The sequence below is a fragment of the Limimaricola cinnabarinus genome (assembly GCF_047631075.1).
GTDB lineage: Bacteria > Pseudomonadota > Alphaproteobacteria > Rhodobacterales > Rhodobacteraceae > Limimaricola > Limimaricola cinnabarinus.
Genome location: NZ_JBLHYX010000001.1, coordinates 42485 through 63317 on the forward strand (window position 1 = coordinate 42485; position 20833 = coordinate 63317).

General features: G+C 67.0%; 21 protein-coding genes. 14 read left to right on the forward strand and 7 right to left on the reverse strand.

The genetic code is table 11. The features are described 5' to 3' along the window. Nucleotides 1-432: 432 nt before the first annotated feature. On the reverse strand, nt 433-756 hold the full coding sequence (locus ACJASC_RS00240; RefSeq protein WP_415142563.1) for a YciI family protein: 324 nt from the start codon (nt 754-756) through the stop codon (nt 433-435). A gap of 76 nt (nt 757-832) precedes the next feature. Next, nucleotides 833-1705 carry a phosphoserine phosphatase SerB gene (gene serB / locus ACJASC_RS00245; protein ID WP_415142565.1) on the reverse strand — a complete coding sequence of 291 codons (873 nt, stop codon included), beginning with the start codon at nt 1703-1705 and terminating at the stop codon, nt 833-835. Between the two features lie 159 nt (nt 1706-1864). Here serB and ACJASC_RS00250 point away from each other — a divergent pair, with 159 nt between their 5' ends. The 6 genes from ACJASC_RS00250 to ACJASC_RS00275 all read left to right on the forward strand — a co-directional run bounded on the left by ACJASC_RS00250 (nt 1865) and on the right by ACJASC_RS00275 (nt 8144). Beyond that, a complete protein-coding gene (locus tag ACJASC_RS00250; protein WP_415142567.1) occupies nt 1865-3019 on the forward strand; it encodes a phosphoserine transaminase in 1155 nt (384 codons plus the stop codon). Nucleotides 3020-3103: 84 nt separating this feature from the next. After that, nucleotides 3104-4699, forward strand: a complete 1596-nt coding sequence (gene serA / locus ACJASC_RS00255; RefSeq protein ID WP_415142569.1) for a phosphoglycerate dehydrogenase — start codon at nt 3104-3106, stop codon at nt 4697-4699. Nucleotides 4700-4896: 197 nt separating this feature from the next. After that, a complete protein-coding gene (gene mnmH, locus ACJASC_RS00260) occupies nt 4897-5949 on the forward strand; it encodes a tRNA 2-selenouridine(34) synthase MnmH (protein WP_415142571.1) in 1053 nt (350 codons plus the stop codon). A gap of 51 nt (nt 5950-6000) precedes the next feature. Next, nucleotides 6001-6603 (forward strand): bifunctional nicotinamidase/pyrazinamidase, encoded by a 603-nt coding sequence (gene pncA, locus ACJASC_RS00265; protein WP_021692386.1) that lies wholly within the window; start codon nt 6001-6003, stop codon nt 6601-6603. Continuing rightward, nucleotides 6603-7889 carry a nicotinate phosphoribosyltransferase gene (gene pncB, locus ACJASC_RS00270; protein ID WP_415142573.1) on the forward strand — a complete coding sequence of 429 codons (1287 nt, stop codon included), beginning with the start codon at nt 6603-6605 and terminating at the stop codon, nt 7887-7889. Before pncA ends, pncB begins: the two co-directional genes overlap by 1 nt. Before the next feature lie 15 nt (nt 7890-7904). Beyond that, nucleotides 7905-8144, forward strand: a complete 240-nt coding sequence (locus tag ACJASC_RS00275) for an Lrp/AsnC ligand binding domain-containing protein (protein WP_099275511.1) — start codon at nt 7905-7907, stop codon at nt 8142-8144. Nucleotides 8145-8221: 77 nt separating this feature from the next. On the opposite strand, the gene arfB is transcribed toward ACJASC_RS00275, so the two are convergent. From arfB to ACJASC_RS00295, 4 genes are all read right to left on the reverse strand, one after another. Further along, nucleotides 8222-8638 (reverse strand): alternative ribosome rescue aminoacyl-tRNA hydrolase ArfB, encoded by a 417-nt coding sequence (arfB, locus tag ACJASC_RS00280; RefSeq protein ID WP_415142576.1) that lies wholly within the window; start codon nt 8636-8638, stop codon nt 8222-8224. Nucleotides 8639-9006: 368 nt separating this feature from the next. Beyond that, entirely contained in the window at nt 9007-9861 is an 855-nt protein-coding gene (locus ACJASC_RS00285) for an esterase-like activity of phytase family protein (protein ID WP_415142578.1), read from the reverse strand. Nucleotides 9862-9865: 4 nt separating this feature from the next. Next, on the reverse strand, nt 9866-10783 hold the full coding sequence (gene mepA, locus ACJASC_RS00290; RefSeq protein WP_415142580.1) for a penicillin-insensitive murein endopeptidase: 918 nt from the start codon (nt 10781-10783) through the stop codon (nt 9866-9868). After that, entirely contained in the window at nt 10780-12141 is a 1362-nt protein-coding gene (locus ACJASC_RS00295; RefSeq protein WP_415142582.1) for an MFS transporter, read from the reverse strand. Before ACJASC_RS00295 ends, mepA begins: the two co-directional genes overlap by 4 nt. A gap of 326 nt (nt 12142-12467) precedes the next feature. On the opposite strand from ACJASC_RS00295, the gene ACJASC_RS00300 reads away from it, so the two are divergent. Beyond that, the gene (locus tag ACJASC_RS00300; protein ID WP_021692379.1) at nt 12468-12599 is read left to right on the forward strand and encodes a hypothetical protein; all 132 of its coding nucleotides are present in this window, start codon (nt 12468-12470) and stop codon (nt 12597-12599) included. 43 nt (nt 12600-12642) lie between these two features. Here the strand turns inward: ACJASC_RS00300 and ACJASC_RS00305 are convergent, their stop codons facing one another. Then, nucleotides 12643-13215: an acyl-CoA thioesterase gene (locus ACJASC_RS00305; protein WP_415142584.1), complete on the reverse strand. Its 573-nt coding sequence runs from the start codon at nt 13213-13215 to the stop codon at nt 12643-12645. A 167-nt stretch (nt 13216-13382) separates the two neighbouring features. Here ACJASC_RS00305 and ACJASC_RS00310 point away from each other — a divergent pair, with 167 nt between their 5' ends. The 7 genes from ACJASC_RS00310 (at nt 13383) to ACJASC_RS00340 (ending at nt 20829) form a co-directional block, all read left to right on the forward strand. Further along, a complete protein-coding gene (locus ACJASC_RS00310) occupies nt 13383-13670 on the forward strand; it encodes a YggT family protein (RefSeq protein WP_415142586.1) in 288 nt (95 codons plus the stop codon). Nucleotides 13671-13774: 104 nt separating this feature from the next. Continuing rightward, nucleotides 13775-15823 (forward strand): DNA helicase RecQ, encoded by a 2049-nt coding sequence (recQ, locus tag ACJASC_RS00315; RefSeq protein WP_415142588.1) that lies wholly within the window; start codon nt 13775-13777, stop codon nt 15821-15823. A gap of 104 nt (nt 15824-15927) precedes the next feature. Continuing rightward, complete coding sequence (locus ACJASC_RS00320; RefSeq protein ID WP_415142590.1) at nt 15928-16491, forward strand: putative glycolipid-binding domain-containing protein; 564 nt, start codon at nt 15928-15930, stop codon at nt 16489-16491. Nucleotides 16492-16557: 66 nt separating this feature from the next. Further along, nucleotides 16558-17070, forward strand: a complete 513-nt coding sequence (locus ACJASC_RS00325; RefSeq protein ID WP_415142592.1) for a 2Fe-2S iron-sulfur cluster-binding protein — start codon at nt 16558-16560, stop codon at nt 17068-17070. Then, a complete protein-coding gene (locus ACJASC_RS00330; RefSeq protein ID WP_415142594.1) occupies nt 17067-18050 on the forward strand; it encodes an FAD binding domain-containing protein in 984 nt (327 codons plus the stop codon). Before ACJASC_RS00325 ends, ACJASC_RS00330 begins: the two co-directional genes overlap by 4 nt. Next, the gene (locus ACJASC_RS00335; RefSeq protein WP_415142596.1) at nt 18047-20260 is read left to right on the forward strand and encodes a xanthine dehydrogenase family protein molybdopterin-binding subunit; all 2214 of its coding nucleotides are present in this window, start codon (nt 18047-18049) and stop codon (nt 20258-20260) included. The genes ACJASC_RS00330 and ACJASC_RS00335 overlap by 4 nt, the downstream gene beginning before the upstream one ends. A gap of 116 nt (nt 20261-20376) precedes the next feature. Continuing rightward, nucleotides 20377-20829: a c-type cytochrome gene (locus ACJASC_RS00340; protein ID WP_415142598.1), complete on the forward strand. Its 453-nt coding sequence runs from the start codon at nt 20377-20379 to the stop codon at nt 20827-20829. Nucleotides 20830-20833 lie beyond the last annotated feature (4 nt).

Here is a 20833-nt window from a genome sequence, read left to right on the forward strand (position 1 = left end):
CTTTTCGACTGGAAGGGGCGGGTTCAACTCGATAGCCAGAGGCTTATCAAGATTCCCGCCCCATGGGAAAGCCCTGCCCGGTCACATGTCTGCGCGGATATCCGCGCAGACAGGGGCCTCGGACCCTCACTCTGGAACTGTGGCGGCTTTGCCACTGGGTATGGTCGGAAGACCACATGGAGGATCACATGGATGCAGGATGATGGGTTGGGAACGAGACATGGCACCTCGCCGCAATCCTGATACGCCCCGGCATGTTCGGCCCGAAGCGCCCGGCGACAAGAAAGCGTCTGATGCCGGTGCTCCAAAGCTGGCGCGGCCCGCGTCGGCGCTCTTGAACTAAGCGAAACGCCCATCGTCGGGCCTAGCGCCAAGAGGCGGTGCCGCGCATGAGGGTCGCTGGCCGGACCTCGCAGAGGACCCGGCCATCCGTCACATCTCCATGGCCTCGCAGACCTCGACGCTGCCGCCATCGGCGACCATCGGACAGTCCTTGGCCATGGAAATCGCCGCGTCGATGTCGGGCGCGGTGACCAGCGTGTAGCCATAGACGGGGTTGGCACCACCATCATGCGTCACGCCGCTCTGGCTCACGGTATGGGATTTTCCGGCCGGCGCGCCCTCGTCGACGATGCTGTCGCGAATGCCATCCATCCAGCCCTGCCAGCGGGCCATTGCCTCGCGACCCGCTTCTTCGCTCTCGGGCGGGCTCATCCCGTTGCCGTGGTAGATATACATGAAACGCTTGTCTGCCATGTCGTCCTCCCCAGTGGCGGGGCGGCCACTGCCTGCCCCTGCGTCAGTGTCGGACGACAAGCCGAGTCGCGCAAGATCAAATAGAGAACATTTCCTTGCGGTAGCCTTGGATGTAGAGCAGTGCCGTCAGGTCGCCATGGTTCACCCGTACCTCGCATTGCTCGGCCACCACCGGCTTGGCATGGAGCGCCACGCCTGTTCCGGCCAGCCCAAGCATGCCGAGATCGTTGGCGCCGTCGCCCACGGCGATGACGTCATCGGGCATGATGCCGAGCCGTTCGGTGATCTCGTGCAGCGCCTGCACCTTGGCCTCGCGCCCGAGAATCGGGCGGGCCACATCGCCGGTGAGCCTGCCGCCTGCCGCCAGCAGCGTGTTGGCGCGATGCTCGTGAAAGCCCAGCGCCTCGGCCACCTTTTCGGTAAAGGCGGTGAAGCCGCCTGAGACCAGCGCCGCGTGACCGCCATCGGCCTTCATCGTTGCGATGAGTTCGCGGCCGCCGGGCATGTGGGTGATCCGCTCGGCCAGAACTCGGGCGATCACCGCCTCGTCGAGATCCCTGAGAAGGCCCACGCGCTCGATCAGCGCGCCCTCGAAATCGAGCTCTCCGTTCATCGCCCGCTTGGTGATCTCGGCCACACGCGGGCCGACGCCGGCTTCGGCGGCCAACTCGTCGATGCATTCCTGCTGGATCATGGTGCTGTCCATGTCGGCCAGAAGCATCTTCTTGCGGCGGCCTTTGCTGCGCTGGATCACCATGTCGACGCGGCTTGCCTGAAGATCGGCCCAGACCTGCCAGCGATTGTCCGGCACCATCGGGATCCCGAACTCCACCGCCTCGCCGGGGGCGAGCCAATCGAGCACGGTGCCGCCCCAGGCGCTGCGCAGGTTTTCCGCCAGATGCGGGTCGAGAGGAGTGCCGGGTGCGGTGAGGAGCAGGGCGGTGAACATGGGGCGATGTTTCCGATAGTGACGCGGGATGGCCCGCTTGCGACGTTTGGCGGTGCCTTAACGGCAATTTCCCCGTTGTGAAAGCGCATGAGGGGGCGTAGATGCGGCGGCGGGACACCTCTCCCCAACGAGAGGCGCTTATCTGCAAGGATACCAGCAATGGTCAGCACGACTCCGGACGTTCGTCCGTCGAATCCGCGTTTTTCCTCCGGCCCCTGCGCCAAACCCCCCCAATGGAGCCTCGACAAGCTCTCCGACGCGCCGCTCGGCCGCTCGCACCGCGCCGCCATCGGCAAATCGAAGCTCGCCGCCGCGATCGAAGAGACGCGCGCGCTTCTGGGCGTGCCCGCCGATTATCGCATCGGCATCGTGCCCGCCTCGGACACCGGCGCCGTCGAGATGGCGATGTGGTCGATGCTCGGCGCTCGCAAGGCCACGATGGTCGCGTGGGAAAGCTTTGGCGCGGGCTGGGTCACCGATGTGGTCAAGCAGCTCAAGATCGACGCCGAGGTGAGGACCGCCGACTACGGCCAGATCGTCGACATGGCGAGCCTGGACTACGACACCGACGTCGTTTTCACATGGAACGGCACCACCTCGGGCGTACGGGTGCCGAACGGCGATGCGATCCCGGCCGACCGCGAGGGTCTCACCATCTGCGACGCCACCTCGGCGGCCTTCGCGCAGGACCTGCCTTGGGACAAGCTCGACGTCACCACCTTCTCGTGGCAGAAGGTGATGGGCGGCGAGGCGGCGCATGGCATGCTGATTCTGAGCCCCCGTGCCGTCGAGCGGCTGGAGAGCTACACCCCCGCATGGCCGCTGCCCAAGATCTTCCGCATGACCAAGGGCGGCAAGCTGATCGAGGGCATCTTCAAGGGCGAGACGATCAACACGCCGTCGATGCTCTGCGTCGAGGATTACCTCGTCGCGCTGGCCTGGGGCCGCGAGGTCGGCGGACTGGAAGGGCTGAAGGCCCGCGCCGATGCCAACGCGCAGGCTGTCTGGGACTTCTGCGAAAGCCGCGACTGGATCGCCAACCTCGTCGAGGACGAGGCGACCCGCTCGAACACCTCGGTCTGCCTGAAGTTCACCGATGAGCGCATCACCGACGGAGCCGCCTTCGCCAAGGCGGTCGCCAAGCGGCTCGAGAAGGAAGGCGTGGCGCTCGACATCGGCGCCTATCGCGATGCGCCCGCCGGCCTGCGCATCTGGTGCGGCGCCACGGTCGAGACCGCCGACATCGAGGCGCTGCTGCCCTGGCTCGACTGGGCCTTCCACGCCGAGATCGAGGCGCAGGCCGAAGCCGCCTGAAGCCTCTCGGGGCGCGCGTTTGACGCGCCCCGTCCTCCCCCATTCCCCGGACGCATTCCGTCCGACCGCCACAGGAGCATCCAAATGCCCAAGGTTCTCATCTCCGACGCCCTCTCCGACGCCGCCGTGCAGATCTTCCGCGATCGCGGCATCGAGGTCGATTTCCAGCCCAAGCTTGGCAAGGACAAGGAAAAGCTGGCCGAGATCATCGGCAACTATGACGGTCTCGCGATCCGCTCGGCCACCAAGGCCACCGAAAAGCTGATCGAGGCCGCGACCAACCTCAAGGTCATCGGCCGCGCCGGCATCGGCGTCGACAACGTCGACATCCCGGCGGCCTCGAAGAAGGGCATCATCGTGATGAACACGCCCTTCGGCAATTCGATCACCACCGCCGAGCACGCGATCTCGATGCTGATGGCCGTGGCGCGCCAGATCCCCGAGGCCAACGCCTCGACCCATGCGGGCAAGTGGGAGAAGTCGCGCTTCATGGGCGTCGAGGTCACCGGCAAGACGCTCGGCGTGATCGGCGCGGGCAATATCGGCTCGATCGTCATCGACCGCGCGCATGGCCTCAAGATGAAGGTCGTGGCCTATGACCCCTTCCTGTCGGAAGAGCGCGCCGCCCAGATCGGCGTCGAGAAGGTCGAACTGGACGAGCTTCTGGGCCGCTCGGACTTCATTACCATGCACGTGCCGCTGACCGAGCAGACGAAGAACATCCTGTCCAGGGAAAACATCGCCAAGCTCAAGCCGAGCGTGCGCATCGTCAACTGCGCCCGCGGAGGTCTGGTGGACGAGGCGGCGCTGGCCGGGGCGATCACCGAAGGCCGCGTCGCCGGTGCCGCCTTCGACGTTTTCGCCGAGGAGCCTGCGACCAACTCACCGCTGTTCAACCTGCCCAACGTCGTCGTCACGCCGCATCTCGGCGCCGCGACGAGCGAGGCGCAGGAAAACGTGGCGCTGCAGGTGGCCGAACAGATGTCGGACTACCTTCTGACCGGTGCCGTCACCAATGCCATCAACATGCCCTCGATCACCGCCGAAGAGGCCAAGGTGATGGGCCCTTGGATCGGCCTCTCGGGCCACCTTGGCAACTTCATCGGCCAGATGACCGACGAGCCGGTCACCGCGATCAACATCCTCTATGACGGCGTCGTCTCGGAGATGAACCTCGCCGCGCTGAACTCGGCGCTGGTGGCGGGCATCATGCGCAAGGCGAACCCGGATGTGAACATGGTCTCCGCCCCGGTGATCGCCAAGGAGCGCGGCATCCAGATTTCGACCACCAAGCAGGACCAGTCCGGCACCTTCGAGGGCTACGTCAAGGTCACCGTGACCACCGACAAGCGCGAGCGTTCGGTCGCGGGCACGGTGTTCTCGGACGGCAAGCCGCGCTTCATCCAGATCAAGGGCATCAACATCGACGCCGAGATCGGCCGCCACATGGTCTATACCACCAATCAGGACGTGCCGGGCATCATCGGTGTGCTGGGCACCATGATGGGCGAGAACGGCGTGAACATCGCCAACTTCACCTTGGGCCGCAACCAGCGCGCCGGCGAGGCGATCGCCATCCTCTATGCCGACGAAGCGGTCTCCGAAGAGGTGCTGCAGAAGCTGCGCGACACCGGCAAGTTCCAGCAGGTCAAGGCGCTGACCTTCGACGTCGAGGAGTAATCCTCGCCGCAAGGCAGGGTAGGGGGCCGTGGTGGCGCACCGCGGCCCCTTGCCGTTCGAGGCGTATCCTGCGGCAACTTTACACTTCAAATACTCATATCCCGCCGCATCCGAACGGTGCGCCATGAGTAGTTGGAGAGTGAGGTTGCCAGGAGCCGCGCTTTCCGAGCATCCGTGATCGCTATAGGGAGAACCGCATGAGCACCCGTTTCGAGACCATCCCTGCCTTTCTCGACCACGGCTTCGACGACGTGATCGACGTGCGCAGCCCCGCCGAGTTTGCCGAGGACCACGTCCCCGGTGCGATCAGCCTGCCGGTTCTGTCCAATGCCGAGCGGGCCGAGGTCGGCACGATCTACAAGCAGATCTCGCCCTTCGACGCGCGCAAGATCGGCGCGGCCATCGTCGCGCGCAACGCCGCCGAACATATCGCCGGGACACTCGCGGGTCGGGAATATCGCTGGAAGCCATTGGTCTATTGCTGGCGCGGCGGGCAGCGGTCGAACTCCTTCGCCTCGATCCTGACCCAGATCGGCTGGCGCGCCGAGGTGGTGGAGGGCGGCTACCAGACATGGCGGCGGCTGGTGCATACGGCGCTCTACGAGGCCGCCCTGCCGCATCGGCTCGTGCTGCTCGACGGCTTCACTGGCACCGCCAAGACCGCGCTGCTGCCGCTGGTCGAGGCGCGCGGCAGGCAGGTGCTCGATCTCGAAGGGCTGGCCAACCATCGCGGCTCGCTTCTGGGGGGCGATCCGGCCGACCAGCCCGCGCAGAAGGGCTTCGAGAGCGGGTTGGCCGAACGCCTCGCCCGGCTCGACCCCGAGCGTCCCGTGCTCGTCGAGGCCGAAAGCTCCAAGATCGGTCGGATCACCCTGCCGCCTTCGCTCTGGGCGCTGATGACCCGCGCGCCGCGTATCGAGATCACTGCACCGATCGAGGCGCGTGCCGCATTCCTCGCCCGCCGGTACGAGGATGTCAGTGCCGATCCCGCGCGGCTGTCGCGTCTTCTCGATCAATTGCGGACGCATCGCGGCCACGAGGTGGTCGATGGCTGGCAGGCGCTCCTGTCCGAGGGCCGCATGGTCGAGCTGTCGGCGGCGCTGATGATCGAGCATTACGACCCGGCCTATGCCCGGTCGCGCGCCGCACATGATCCGCAATTCGCGGCCACCGTCGCGGCGCAATCGCTCGACGCGGACGGCCTCGCCCGTGCGGCCGAAGAGATCGCGGCGGCGATGCACGCCATTTGACGCAGACCGGCCAGCAGCTTACCTCGGTGACATAGACCGGAGGAGAGAGCCATGCGCCCCGCGAACGAGGCCCTGATCGTCATCGACATGCAGAACGACTTCTGCCCCGGCGGCGCGCTGGCCGTGGCCGAGGGCGACACCATCGTTCCCGGCATCAACGCCCTGATGCAGGAGTTCCGCGCCGTAGTGCTGACGCAGGACTGGCACCCGGCCGATCACCTTTCCTTCGCGAGCCAGCACGAGAACGCGGCGCCGATGTCGATGACCGAGATGCCCTACGGGCCGCAGGTGCTCTGGCCCGACCACTGCGTGCAGGGCACGAATGGCGCGGATTTCCACCCCGACCTGCGGACCGACGCCGACCTCATCATCCGCAAGGGATTCCGGCGCGAGATCGACAGCTACTCGGCCTTCTTCGAGAACGACCACGAAACGCCGACCGGGCTGCACGGCTACCTGTCCGAGCGTGGCATCACCGGGATCACGCTTGCAGGCCTCGCCACGGATTTCTGCGTGAACTACTCGGCGCTCGACGGCGCGAAGCTCGGCTACAAGGTCACGGTGATCGAGAGCCTGTCGCGCGGGATCGACCTCGACGGCAGCCTCGAGGATGCGCGCCAGGCGATGCTCGATGCCGGCGTGGTGCTGGACTGATGGACATCGCCACCCGCGTCTGGAACCACAAGTGGAAGATCGACCCGATCGTCCGTTCGCTGATCGACACAGATTTCTACAAACTTCTGATGTGCCAGTCGGTGTTTCGCAACCACCGCGACACGCAGGTCACCTTCTCCCTGATCAACCGCACCAAATCCATCCGCCTCGCGGACCTGATCGACGAGGGCGAGTTGCGCGAGCAGCTCGACCATATCCGCTCGCTCTCGCTCACCCGCGGCGAAAGCACTTGGCTGCGCGGCAACACCTTCTATGGCAAGCGGCAGATGTTCCGTCCCGACTTCATGGAGTGGTTCGAGGGGCTGCGCCTGCCGCCTTACCACCTCGAGAAGCGCGACGGGCAGTACGAGCTGACCTTCGAAGGGGCGTGGCCCGAGGTGATGCTGTGGGAGATCCCGGCGCTCGCGGTCCTCATGGAACTGCGCTCGCGCGCAGTCCTCAACGACATGGGGCGGTTCGAGCTTCAGGTGCTTTATGCCCGCGCCATGACCCGCACATGGGAAAAGGTCGAGCGTCTGCGTGGCACGCCCGGCCTGCGCATCGCCGATTTCGGCACCCGCCGTCGCCACAGCTTTCTGTGGCAGGACTGGTGCGTGCAGGCGATGCTCGAAGGCATGGGCGCGAGCTTTGCCGGGACCTCGAACTGCCTCATCGCCAAGAACCGCGACCTCGAAGCCATCGGCACCAACGCGCATGAACTGCCCATGGTCTATGCCGCCCTCACCGACAGCGACGAGGCGCTGGCCGAGGCGCCCTACCGCGTGCTCGCCGATTGGCATGACGAGCATGAGGGCAACCTGCGCGTCATCCTGCCCGACACCTACGGCACCCAAGGCTTCCTCGACCGTGCGCCCGACTGGCTCGCCGGCTGGACCGGCATCCGCATCGACTCAGGCGATCCGGCCACCGGGGCCGAGACGGCGATCAAGTGGTGGCAGGAGCGCGGCGAGGACCCGCGCGAAAAGCTGGTGATCTTCTCCGACGGGCTCGATGCGGACAAGATCCTCGACCTGCATGCGCGCTTCGCGGGCCGGGTGAAGGTGAGCTTCGGCTGGGGCACGATGCTGACCAACGACTTCAAGGGGCTGGCGGGCGACGCGCTCGCGCCCTTCTCCCTCGTCTGCAAGGCCGTCGCCGCCGAGGGCCGCCCCACCGTGAAGCTTTCGGACAACCCCGAAAAGGCGATGGGCCCGGCCTCCGAGATCGCCCGCTACAAGCGCGTCTTCGGCGTCGGCCCACAGGACGCCATTCCCGTCACCGTCTGACCCCGGAGAAATCCCATGTCGCTCCCGCTCTTCGTCCAGATCCGCTGTACCCCCGGCACCACCTACAAGGTCGCCGACGCCATCGCGCTCAAGGAAATTCACTCCGAGCTCTATTCGACCTCGGGGGCCTTCGATCTTCTTGTGAAGATCTATGTCCCCGAGGGCGAGGATATTGGCATGTATCTCAATGAGCACCTGATGGGCATCGAGGGCATCGAGCGGACGCTGACGACGCAGACGTTCAGGGTGTTCTAGATTAATAGGCGAGAGTAGGAGAACAGATCATCTTGCTCGTTCAATCTCTAATGAGACGCTTCGCAGAAGCTTGAGTCTCAATCCTCCGGCCCCTTCCTGAGCGCCTTCACCTCGCCGCGCTGCTTTTTCGCCTCCAACCGCCGCCGCACCGATCCCTTCGTCGGCTTCGTCGGCACGCGGCGCTTCGGCACATGCACCGCTGCGCGGATCAGTTCGGCCAGCCGCTCGCGGGCGATCTCGCGGTTGCGGGGCTGGTGGCGGGTGTCCTGCACGAAGATGACGACAGCTCCGTCATTGGTCCAGCGCCGCCCGGCAAGCCGCTTGAGCCGCCGCTTGACCGGGTCGGGCAGGTTGGGCGAACGCTCGGCCTCGAAACGCAGCTCCACTGCGGTGCTCACCTTGTTGACGTTCTGGCCGCCGGGGCCGGAAGCGCGGGTGAACTGCTCGGTCAGTTCCCAATCCTCGATGGTGATGCGGTCGTCGATCTGCAGCATGTATGTTCTCCGGGGCGTCGCCCCCCAGATAGCGCGCCCGGGCGGGCGATACAAAAACTGCCGCCCCGGCGACAAACGAAAAGGGCCGTTTCCGGCGATGGAAACGACCCTTCGAAGTTCAGGAGGTGGGTCGGTTAGACCGAGGTCCACCTGGTGGGTTGTTCGGCCAAGGGCTGCCTCAGCCGCGCACCCCCCAAGCTGTCCCGACACATTTCTCCAATACCCTTCTCGACACTGGATCACCTCCTTTCAATGAGTTTCGCCTGACCCAAAGCTGGCATGGAAGGCCGCGTCGTCAAACAGAAATTTTTGTGACGTTCCGTTGGGGAAGGCGAAGTGTTGCCGATCCCCGACAGGAGGCGGGATCGTCATTCATCGAGCGCGTATTCGACGAACTCGGTACGCTGAAAGAAGCGGAAATTGTCATCGGAAACCATGGTGAGCCGGATCCGGCCGAGATCGTCGCGCCAGACCGAGATCCCTTCGAGGTTGTCATGCACGCCGACCCCGGTTTCGAGCAGCACCTCTTCGCCGGTGCCGTCGGGCGCGAAACGGCGCACCCGGCTGCGAAATCCGATGCCCGCGAAATCGCGCTCAAGGAGGTAGAGCCGCCCGTCGGGGCCGAAATCCGCCCCCGTGACGAGAAAGTTGTCGCGCCGTGGGAGCGAGAAGGGGATCGTCCACTGCCCGTCCTTCCAACGGTAGACCGGGAACGGCTTGTCGATCCGCCCCGAACGCTCGGGGATGGTATAGAGCGCGCCCGCCTCGTCGACCGCCAGCGCCTCGAGCGCGCTGTTGAACTGCATGTGGGGAAAGGCCTCGGGGCGCGGCAGGACCTCGGGGCCGTCCGGCCCGGTCTCCGATCGCACCCGCGCCTTGCCCTCGAACGAGATCCAGCGCCGCCCGTCGGCTCCGATGGCCAGCCCCTCGCTGTCGGCCAGATGGGCCGTCATGATCCCCTCACGCCCGGAACGCAGAGGCTCGGAACGCGCAATGTCGATGCCGGTGATGCGCCCTTCGGCATCTCGCTCGAACCGCCCGTCGATCATCCGTGCCCGGTCGCTCACGGTGATGAAGCCGAGCCCGTCGGCCTCGGTCTCGATCGCGGAGAACCCGCCCGAACGATGCGCGCTTTCGGGCCAGACATAGCTGCCGATGTAATCGGCCTGCTGCTGGGACGGCGCGCCGCCCGAAAGCAGGGCCGCCAGAACCATTGCCTTCATGGGCTCAGTCGCTCGCCAGAACGGCGGCGCACTGGCCGGGCAGATCCGCCATGGTGATCTCGCCCTTGGGCTTAGGCTCGGGCGCGTCGGGATCGGCGGGCGGGGCGGGGCGCGGGTTCAGGATGTTGGCCTGCCACTCGCGCGCGTCGTCGCAGCCGTCGCCCGGCGGCGGCGGGTCTTGGGCTTCGCAGGCGGTGTCGCCCGGCAGGCAATTCAGCCGCACGTGGAAATGCGTGTTGTGCCCGTACCACGGCCGCACCTTGTTGAGCCACGACCTGTCGCCGGTCTCGGCGTCGCACATCGCCACCTTGGCGCCGGGAAAGATGAAGATCCGGGCCGTGCGCGGGTCCGAGGCCGCGGCCTTCACGAGCGCCATATGCTCGGGCGTCCAGTTGGCGTTGGTATAGGCGCCGCCGCGGGCCTGCATGTCGGTCGATGAGATCGCCTCACGCTCGGCCACCGAAAGGCCCAGCCGATCGGCGCGGCGCAGCCAGATGTCGGCGTCGATGCCGGTCTGATGGCTGGCATGACCGGTGAGCATCGGGCCGCCGCGCGGCTGGCTCATGTCGCCGACATATATGCCGTTCCAGCCGGGCAGGGCGGCGGCCTTGCGCGACAGGTCCTGAATGAAGTCGATGGCCTCCGGCTGCGCCCAGTTGCGGTTGCGCGACAGCCGCATCGCCTGCCAGGTCGGGCCGGTCTCGGCCAACTGCGCGCCGCCGGCCTGACAGCCCTTGGAGTAGAAGCCGATCGATTCTGGCCGCTGCGCCGAGGCCGTCGGGACATGGCCGAAGAGCTGCTTCGCCACGCGGGTGTCGTTGGTATTGTGGGTCGAGACCACGGCGCGCGGCGCGGGGGGCTCGCCTTCGCAGGCGGCGAGAAGGCCGAGGCCCAGCAGGGCGGCGGCGAGGGGGCGGATCATGCTGCTCGGTCTCCGTTCTTGTTGACCCATCCTAGCAGAAGCAGCCCCAGCGCGAATAGGGCGATCACCGGCACCAGACCGGCGCGCGTCGATCCGCTCATCCATGTGGCGACGGTGATCGACAGCGGCGCGAGAAAGGCGGTGGCGCGGCCCGACAGCGCGAAAAGGCCGAAGGCCTCGGTGGCCCGTTCGGGGTCGGCGTGGCGCACCATCAGGCTGCGCGAGGCCGAATAGAGCGCCCCGCCCGCCCCGCCGATCAGCGCGCCGCAAATGTAGAACAGGATGTCGGGGAGGTGTGAGCCGGGGGGCAGCGGCAGGCCGAACAGGCTGTCGCGCGTCATCGACACGATCAGCACCGACACCGCGATCAGCACCCACACCGACAAGCGGATCACCGGTTTGGGGCCGAGCCGTGCATCCGCGAGCCCCCCCGCCCATGTCAGGATCGCCGCCGAAATCGCGCCGATGATGCCGAACACGCCAATCTGGATCACCGACCAGCCGAGCACCAGCGTCGCATAGACCCCGCCAAAGGCATAGACCGCCGCCAGCGCGTCCCGGTAGAGCATCGAGGCGCCGAGAAACGCCGCGAGGCTGGGGCGGCGGGCCACATCGCGCAGCGACCTCCACAGGCGCGCCGCGACCACGCGCGGCGTCACCGGCACGCGCGCCACCGGGCCCGCGTCGCGCACCCAGACAAAGAACGGCACGATGAACACCGCGTACCACAGCGCGATCACAGGCCCGACAGCGCGCGTGCCCTCGCGCGTTTCGGGGTCGAGCCCGAAGGCGGGCGGCCTGCCCAGAAGGGTCAGACCCGCGTCGTTCTCGGCCAGAAGCAGCAGCATCAGGATCAGCGACACCACCCCGCCCCAATAGCCCAGCGCCGCGCCCGAGCCGGAGATCCGGCCGATCATCGGCCCCGTGGCGAGCGAAGGCAGCAGCGCGTTGTTGACGTTGGTGGCCGATTCGGCGGCGACGAAGCCCGCGAAGAACAGCACCAGCGCCGGAATCAGCATCTCGCCATCGGGTTCGAGGATCCACAACCCGGCAGCGCAGATCACGGCGATCGCCGAGAACGCCGCGATCCATGGCATCCGGCGGCCCGATGCGTCCGCCAGAGTGCCCAGCACCGGTGCGGTAAAGGCGATGAACAGCCCCGCCACCGTTTGCCCCGAGGCCCAGAGCGACTGGGCGCGCGCGTCGGCCAGCGCCTCCGGCAGCCCTTGGGCCGCGAAATGCGCGGTGGCCACAGCGGCGAAATAGGGGCCGAAGATGAAGGTGAGCCCCAGCGTCGCATAGGGCTGCTGCGCCAGATCGAAGATCATCCAGCCCCAGATCCGTCTCTTCGTCGCCATGCCGATCCCCTCGCCCTGTCGTGGCGGATCTGACAGGCGGGCAGGGGCCGGGGCAAGCGCCGATGCGGATTGCGGCCCGCTGGCTCCGCCCATACCGCCGGATCGCCGCTGGATTGCTGCGTCGTGACGCGTCTATCACCGGGACCGCTTGTGCGAGCGGTCATACGCGGCGTAGATTTGAGCCGTGCATCGGTGCGAGACGCGAGTCTCTCCCGCGCATCCTGCCAGGATCACCGCCCTGACCGATCGGTCAGGCAACCTTGATTTGCATCGGGACCATCCGTCCGGCGCGTCGCCGGGCGGTCCTTTCAGCATGTGAGATCGTGATGGGAAAAGGCGACAACAAGCGCGGCAACCGCGAGGCGAAGAAGCCCAAACAGGAAAAGCCGAAGGTGCTGGCCACCGCCAATTCGGGCGCGGCCAAGCCGCTTTCGCTCGGAGAGAAGAAGGGCCGCTGAGCGGGCCGAAGCGGGCGGGCGGGCAGTGTCCGCCCGCAGCCGTTCAGGCGGCCCTGGTTTCGGACGCGGCCCGGGCATCCGCCATCGGGGGCCAGGGCCGCTCGGCCTCGGCACGCACCCAATCGGCGATCCAGTCGGGCATCGGCGGCGAGGCGGGGTCCTGACCCAGCGCTTCCATCAGCCGCGCCGGGTTCACCACGCCGCCTTGTCTGCGGTCGGTGATGGCCAGCCGCACCAACGCGTGGCTCGTGCATTCGCCATCCGCCCGGAACATGCCCTGCTCGGTATAGACGTAGCGGTCGTCCCAACAGACCGCGCGCGACCGCATGGTCAGCCGGGCGAACCCCTGCACCCGGCGGCGATAGCGCACCGAGACACCCGCCACGGCCATGCCCCAGCCATTCGCGCGCAGCCCATCGATCACCCCGATCCGCTTCGACAGCGGCATCCGCCCGAGATCGAACAGCGTCAGCGTGCGGCCGTTGTTCAATTCGTTCCACATGTCGAGATCCCACGGCATCACGATGTGGCGGCTCTCATGCGTGCCGGTGACAGGGAGGGGCGCGTCGGCGCGGTGGCGCCAGAACTGCCAGAACATTCGGATGAAGGGATACATGCGCAAACTCCGGGACCGGGGGGCTCGCCGCGCAGGTTGCGTGGGGCTGACGGGCACGTCAACGGGTGACGCGAGGGCCCTTGGTCGCAGCCTTGGCCTTCGGGATTGCCCTCGGGGTCCCGGCTCCTTACCTGTCGTTGCGACCCAAAGCCCCGGACGGACCGCCAATGACCTCGCTCTTTCAAATCCTGATGCTCATCCTCGACATCGCGACCTTCTTCATCTTCGCGCATTTCATCATGAGCTGGCTGATCAGCTTTCAGGTGCTGAACCTGCGCCAGCCGCTGGTGGCACAGATCTGGGACGGTCTAACCCGGCTGCTGGAGCCGCTCTACGCCCCGGTGCGCCGCATCCTGCCGCAGATGGGCGGGCTCGACCTTGCGCCGCTGGTGGTCCTCGTCGGCATCTATGCCATCGAAATTGTGCTCAGGAACAACGCGGCCCTCTTCTACTGAGAGTAGTGCCCCGGCCCGGCGTCGGGATCGTGAGTATTTCAAGAACCAAGTAACCCCTGTCGCGCCTCATCGGAGGCTTCCGCCAGACCTGGACGAGGACCGACATGAGCCCGGCGACCCATCTGCGCGACGTGTTCGGTTTCGACGCCTTCCGGCCCGGGCAGGAGGAGATCGTCGACGCGGTCGCGGCGGGGCACGATGTGCTGGCGATCATGCCGACGGGGGGCGGCAAATCGCTGTGCTACCAGCTGCCGGCGCTGGTGCGCGACGGCGTGACGGTGGTGATCTCACCGCTGATCGCGCTGATGCGCGATCAGGTGCGCGGCCTGCGCGAGGCGGGCGTCGAGGCAGGCGCACTGACCTCGGGCAACACGCCCGAAGAAACCGACGCGGTGCTGGCGGCCCTGCGCGAGGGACGGCTCAAGCTCCTTTACATGGCGCCTGAGCGGCTCGCCTCGGGGGCGACGGTGCCGCTTTTGAAACGCGCGGGCGCCTCTCTCATCGCGGTGGATGAGGCGCATTGCGTCAGCCAGTGGGGCCACGACTTCCGTCCCGACTACTTGCGGATCGGCGATCTCAAGCGTCAACTGGACGTGCCGCTCGCGGCCTTCACGGCGACGGCGGATGCCGAAACGCGTGAGGAGATCGTCCAGAAACTCTTCGAGGGCAAGCAACCTGAGACCTTCCTGCGCGGCTTCGATCGGCCCAACATCCACCTCGCCTTCGCGGTCAAGGATAGCCCGCGAAGGCAGATCCTCGATTTCGCCGCCGCCCGGCGGGGGCAATCGGGCATCGTCTATTGCGGCACCCGCGCCAAGACCGAAGCTTTGGCAGGCGCGCTGCGCGAGGCGGGGCATTCGGCGCTCCATTACCATGGCGGCATGGAGGCGGGCGACCGGCGCGAGGCCGAGACCCGGTTTCAGCGCGAGGACGGGTTGATCGTCGCGGCGACCGTCGCCTTCGGCATGGGGATCGACAAGCCCGACATCCGCTGGGTCGCCCATGCCGACCTGCCGAAATCCATCGAGGCCTATTATCAGGAAATCGGCCGGGCCGGGCGCGACGGCGCACCCGCCGAAACGCTGACGCTCTATGGACCCGACGACATCCGCTACCGCCGCCAGCAGATCGACGAGGGCCTCGCCCCGCCAGAGCGTCGTGCCGCCGATCACGGGCGGCTCAATGCGCTTCTGGGGCTGGCCGAGGCGTTGGAGTGCCGCCGAACCGTGCTCTTGGGCTATTTCGGCGAGGCGCCCGGCGCGCCCTGCGGCCATTGCGATCTGTGCGACAAGCCGCCGGAGACCTTCGACGCGACCCAGCCGGTGCGCATGGCGCTTTCCGCCGCGCTCAGGACCGATGAGCGGTTCGGCGCGGGTCACCTGATCGACATCGTCATGGGCAATGCCACCGACAAGGTGAAACAACGCGGCCACGAAGACCTGCCGACCTTCGGGGTGGGCAAGGATCATTCCAAGGCACAGTGGCAGGCGATCTTCCGGCAGATCATGGGCCGCGACCTGATGCGCCCCGACCCCGAACGCCATGGCGCACTACGCATGACCGAGGCCGCACGCCCGATCCTGCGGGGTGAGGAGAGCATCACGCTGCGCCGCGACACGATCAAATCCGCACGCTCTGGGCCGAAGGTGCGCGAGATGGTGTCAGAAGAGGATGCTCCGCTGCTCTCGGCGCTCAAAGCCAAGCGGCGCGCCTTGGCCGAGGCGGCGAGCCTGCCGGCCTATATCATCTTCACCGACCGGACCCTGATCGAGATGGCCGAGACCAAACCCGCAACCCTCGACGCCATGGCGCGGATCGGCGGTGTCGGCGCCAAGAAGCTTGAAAGCTACGGACGCGAGTTTCTTGCGGTCGTCACCGGCGCCTCCGAAGACGTCCATCCGGCGCGGCGCAAGCTTGCCACCCGGGGGGCGGGATCGCTTTATGACCGGCTGATGGCCGCGCAAGCCGATCTGCTGCGCGGTGCGGACGGGCATGACAAACCGATGTCCTGCTCGGCCAAGGAGTTGGCGCGGGTGGCCAGCGCCCGGCCGCGCGACATGGAGGCGATGGAACGCCTGCTCGGGGCGCGCCACGCCGAACGCTTCGGGGCGGCCTTCCTGCGGATCTTCGAGGATGATTCCGAGACCTCCTGAAGGCGGGAGCCTGGGCGTGGCCTGAGCGGCCAACCCCCCAGAATCGTGGACAGGATGGCGCCGGTCGTGCCACGATCCGCCGAAATCGACCGAAGAGGCGCGCGATGACCGGCACAACCGTGGCCAGCGTGATCTGGCACAGGCTCGACCGCGATGGCACCGATCGATGCCGTCTCGCCCGGCTCGACACGGGCTGGTTGATCATGGGGCACGCGCGCTGGGACGAGGCGGGCGAAGCGGTGGCGCTCGATTACGCCCTGCGCTGCGACGCAGGCTGGCACTGCACCTCGGCGGATGTGACCGGGCTGCGCGGCGAGAGGCCGGTGGCCTTTCGCATGACGCGTGAAGGCGCGGGCTTCGCGCTCGAAGGCCGAGCCCCGGTGCCTGCCACGGATCTCGAGCTCGGCTTCACCCCGGCTTGGATGGTGGTGCCCCTGAACCGTCTCGACCTGCCCGAGGCGCGGCCCTACCTGGTTGAAACGGCGCGGCTGCGCGCCAGCGATGACGGGCGGCTGGAGCCGCTGGGCCACAGCTTTGCCCGGCTGCGCGATGGCATGGACCATGCGATCCCGGCGCTGGGCCGCGACGCGCGCCTCGCGCTGCACGAGACCGGCTTCGTCACCGAGGACCCGGGGTTGTGGCATGGAGCGGTCACTCTGGGGAGTTGATACGGGGGAACCTCGCTTGGCCGTGTCGGTTGAGACCGACTGTCCGGCCGACGAAGGATGCCTCTCATGCAGTTCAATCTCGACATCAACGGAGAGCGGCATGCGCTCGACGTCGATACCCGCACCACGCTTCTCGACGCGCTCCGCGATCATCTGGGGCTGACAGGCTCCAAGAAGGGCTGCGACCATGGCCAGTGCGGGGCCTGCACGGTCATCGTCAACGGGCGGCGCATCAACTCCTGCCTGACGTTGGCCTGCATGCATGACGGCGACGAGATCACCACCGTCGAGGGCCTCGGCGCCCCCGAGGACCTGTCGCCGTTGCAGCGCGCCTTCGTGGAGCATGACGGCTATCAGTGCGGCTATTGCACCCCCGGACAGATCTGCTCGGCCACCGCGATGCTCGACGAGATCAAGGCGGGCTGGCCCAGCAACGTGACAGGCGATCTGGAAGCGCAGGTCGATGCCTCGATCGAGGAGATTTCCGAGCGGATGAGCGGCAATTTGTGCCGCTGTTCGTGCTACCCCGGCATCGTCGACGCGATCCGGCAGGTGGCCAGAGAGGAGGCCGGGGCATGAGAAGCTTCGACTATGTGCGTGCCGGCGATACGGCACAGGCGGTGCGCGAGGCCGGAAGCGAAGAGACGCGCTTCATCGCGGGCGGCACCAACCTGCTCGATCTGATGAAGCTCGAGGTGATGGCGCCGGGCAAGCTTGTCGACATCACGCGGCTCGATCTCGGCGGCATCGAGGAAACGGCTGATGGCGGGCTCAGGATCGGCGCGCTCGTTACCAATTCCGATCTCGCCGCCGATGCGCGGGTGCGTCGCGGCTGGCCGGTGCTGAGCAGGGCACTGCTCGCCGGTGCCAGCGGCCAGCTGCGCAACAAGGCCACCACGGGCGGCAACCTGCTGCAGCGCACGCGCTGCTACTACTTCTATGACCGGGGCGAGCCTTGCAACAAGCGCGAGCCCGGCTCGGGCTGCGCGGCAAAGGACGGCATGAACCGTATTCTCGCGATCCTCGGCACCTCCGAGCATTGCATCGCCACGCACCCCTCCGACATGGCCGTGGCCATGCGGGCCTTGGACGCACGAGTGGAGATCGAGGGCGCGGAGGGCCGCCGCGAGGTGGCGCTGGGCGAGTTCTATCGCCTGCCGGGCGACACTCCGCAGATCGAGACCGTTCTGAAGCCCGACGATCTGATCACCGCGGTGCTTCTGCCCGCCCCCGCAGGTGGCCGCCAGATCTATCGCAAAGTGCGCGACCGCTCCTCCTATGCCTTCGCGCTCGTCTCCGTGGCCGCCGTGATCGAAGTCGAGGATGGCGTGATTTCCAAGGCACAGCTGGCCTTCGGCGGTCTTGGCCCGATGCCGTGGCGCGACGCGGACGTCGAAGCCGCCCTCGTGGGTGAGGCACCCTCGGCCGCCCTGTTCGACCGCGCCGCCGATATCCTTCTCGCCGAGGCGAAGGGATATGGTGGCAATGATTTCAAGATCCCGCTGACGCGGCGCACCCTTGCCGCCGTTCTGACGCAGGCGACGGAGGCTTCGGCATGACACTCGAAACTATACGCCACCTCAAACACGACACCCCCGACCACGATCGCCGCCTCGACGGCATGGCCCAAGGGGTTCTCGGCACCGACATGGACCGGCCCGAAGGCCCGCTCAAGGTGTCGGGCCGCGCCACTTATGCCGCGGAAACTGCCCCCGAAGGCATGGCCCACGGCTATCTCGTGCGCGCCGCCACGATCGGCCGGATCACTGGCTCCAATGCCGAGGCGGTCCGGGCGATGCCGGGCGTGCTCCATGTGCTCGAGGATGAGCGGATGATCCGCAACGCCGCCCAAGGCATGGCCGGGAAATCCCCGGTCCAGAAGCAGGGTCAGGCTTGGTATGTGGGCCAACCCGTGGCCTGCGTCGTGGCCGAGAGCTTCGAGCAGGCGCGCCATGCGGCGCAGGCGATGATGGTCACGATCGAACCCGACGGCACCCATGCTTTCGATGCCGAAAGCCGCGAGGCCCAAGTTGAGACGCCCGAGAAGAAGCAGCTCGTGCAGGGCGATTTCGACGGCGCGATGTCGGGCGCGGCCTTTTCGATCGACAACGACTACCGTACGTCCTCGATGTCGAGCGCCGCGATGGAGCCGCATGCCTCGATCGCCCAGTGGGACGAGGATGGGGCAGTGACGCTGCGCGGCTCCTACCAGCTGTTGCGCTTCAACAAGAACGAGCTTGCCGACGTGCTGGGCGTGGCGCCCGAAAAGGTGCGCATCCTGTCGCCCTATGTCGGCGGCGGCTTCGGCTCCAAGCTTGGCCTCGCCCCCGAGGCAGTGGCCGCGGCGCTTTCGGCGCAGGTGCTGGGGCGACCCGTGCGCGTGGTGCTGCACCGCCGGCAGGTGTTCGAGACCGTCACCCGCCGCTCGGAGACGAAACAGCGCATCCGGCTGGCCTGCGACGCGCAAGGCAAGCTCACCGCCATCGGTCACGAGAACCTCGTGAGCCAGCTCCCCGAGGAGGTCTTTTCCGAGCCGGTGGCGCAGGGAACGCATTTCCAATATGCCGCGCCGAACCGGCTGGTCGGGCATCATATCGCCCGTATCCGCCGCCCCGCCGCCGGATCGGTCCGAGCACCGGGCGAGGCGGTGGGCGTCACCGCCTTCGAGATCGCCGTGGATGAGCTGGCCAAGAAGGCAGGCATCGACCCGCTGGAATTCCGGCTGCGCAACGTGCCAGAGAAGCACCCCGAGAACGGCAAGCCCTTCTCCTCCTCGACCATGGAGGCGACGCTGCGCGAGGGGGCCAAGCGGTTCGGCTGGGAGCACACGGCCCCGCGTCAGCGCCGCGAAGGCGAATGGTGGATCGGCACCGGCATGGCGGGCTGCGTGCGTGTCAACATGATGATCGAGGCCCATGCCCGTGTCGTGCTGACCGGGAAGGGGGTGCGGGTCGAATGCGACATGACCGACATCGGCACCGGCTCCTACGTGATCCTGACGCAGGTGGCGGCCGAGATGCTGGGCTTTGCGCCCTCGCAGGTCGAAACGGTGCTCGGCGACACCGATCTGCCGCCCGCCTCCGGCTCGGGGGGCAGCTTTGGCGCGGCCTCGACTTCGACGGCGGTCTATCTTGCCTGCATGGAACTGCGCGAGCGGTTGGCGGCGAAGATCGGCGTCAAGGAGACCGAGCTGACGCTCAAGGATGGTCACGCGATCCATGACAACCGCCAGACCAAGCTCTCTGAGCTTTTGGGCGAGGAGGAATGGCGTGCGCTTGGCCATCTGGAGCCGGGCAAGGCGGGTCAGGACGTGCGGCAGGCGACATGGGGCGCCGTCTTTGCCGAGGTCGCGGTGTCGGACGTGACCGGCGAGACGCGGGTGCGGCGCATGGAGGGCACTTTTGCCTGTGGCCGCATTCTCAACCTCAAGACCGCGCGCTCGCAGTGCCATGGTGGCATGATCTGGGGCCTCGGCCTCGCTTTGACCGAGGCGCTGGAGCACGATCCGCGTGATGGTCACATGGTCAATCGCGACCTTGCGGAATACCACCTGCCGGTGAACCTAGACGTGCCGCAGCTCGGCGTGCATTTCCTCGAAGAGCGCGACGACTGGGCCAACCCGCTGCAGGCCAAGGGCATCGGGGAGCTGGCGATCTGCGGATCGGGTTCAGCGGTGATCAACGCCATCGAGAACGCCTGCGGCGTGCGGGTGCGCGACCTGCCCGCGACGCTCGACCGGGTGATGGAAGGTCTGGCCGCCCACGATTGATCCCGTCCCACCGCGACACGGTGACGTGTCGCGGTGGGGATTGGATGCCCTGCCCGGAGCATATATCTGCTAGGATGACTGGGGCATCGGTCACTTACGGGTTCAAGGAGATCTCGATGAATTTGCTGTCACGAAGCGCCGCGCTGGCCTTGGCCGGGCTGGGGCTTTGGTCGGCCCCGGCCTTGTCGCAGGACATCGCCAATGGCGAGTTGCAGTTCGGCCGGCAATGCGTGTCGTGCCATGTGGTGCAGGGCCCCGATGGCCGGGTGCTTGCCGGTCGCAACGCCCGCACCGGACCCAACCTGTATGCGCTCGACGGGCGGGTGATCGGGTCGGTCGAGGGCTTCCGCTACGGCGAGGCCATGGAGGAAATGAAGGCGCGTGGCGTCGAATGGACCCAAGAGCGGTTCACGGGATACGTCCAAGACCCGACCGCTTGGCTGCGCGCGGCGTTGGACGACCGGCGGGCACGCGGCAAGATGGCCTACAGGGTGCGTGATCCGCAAAACGCGGCCGATATCTTCGCCTATCTGGCGTCGCTGCCCTCCGGTGACGCTGGCAACAAGTGAGCCA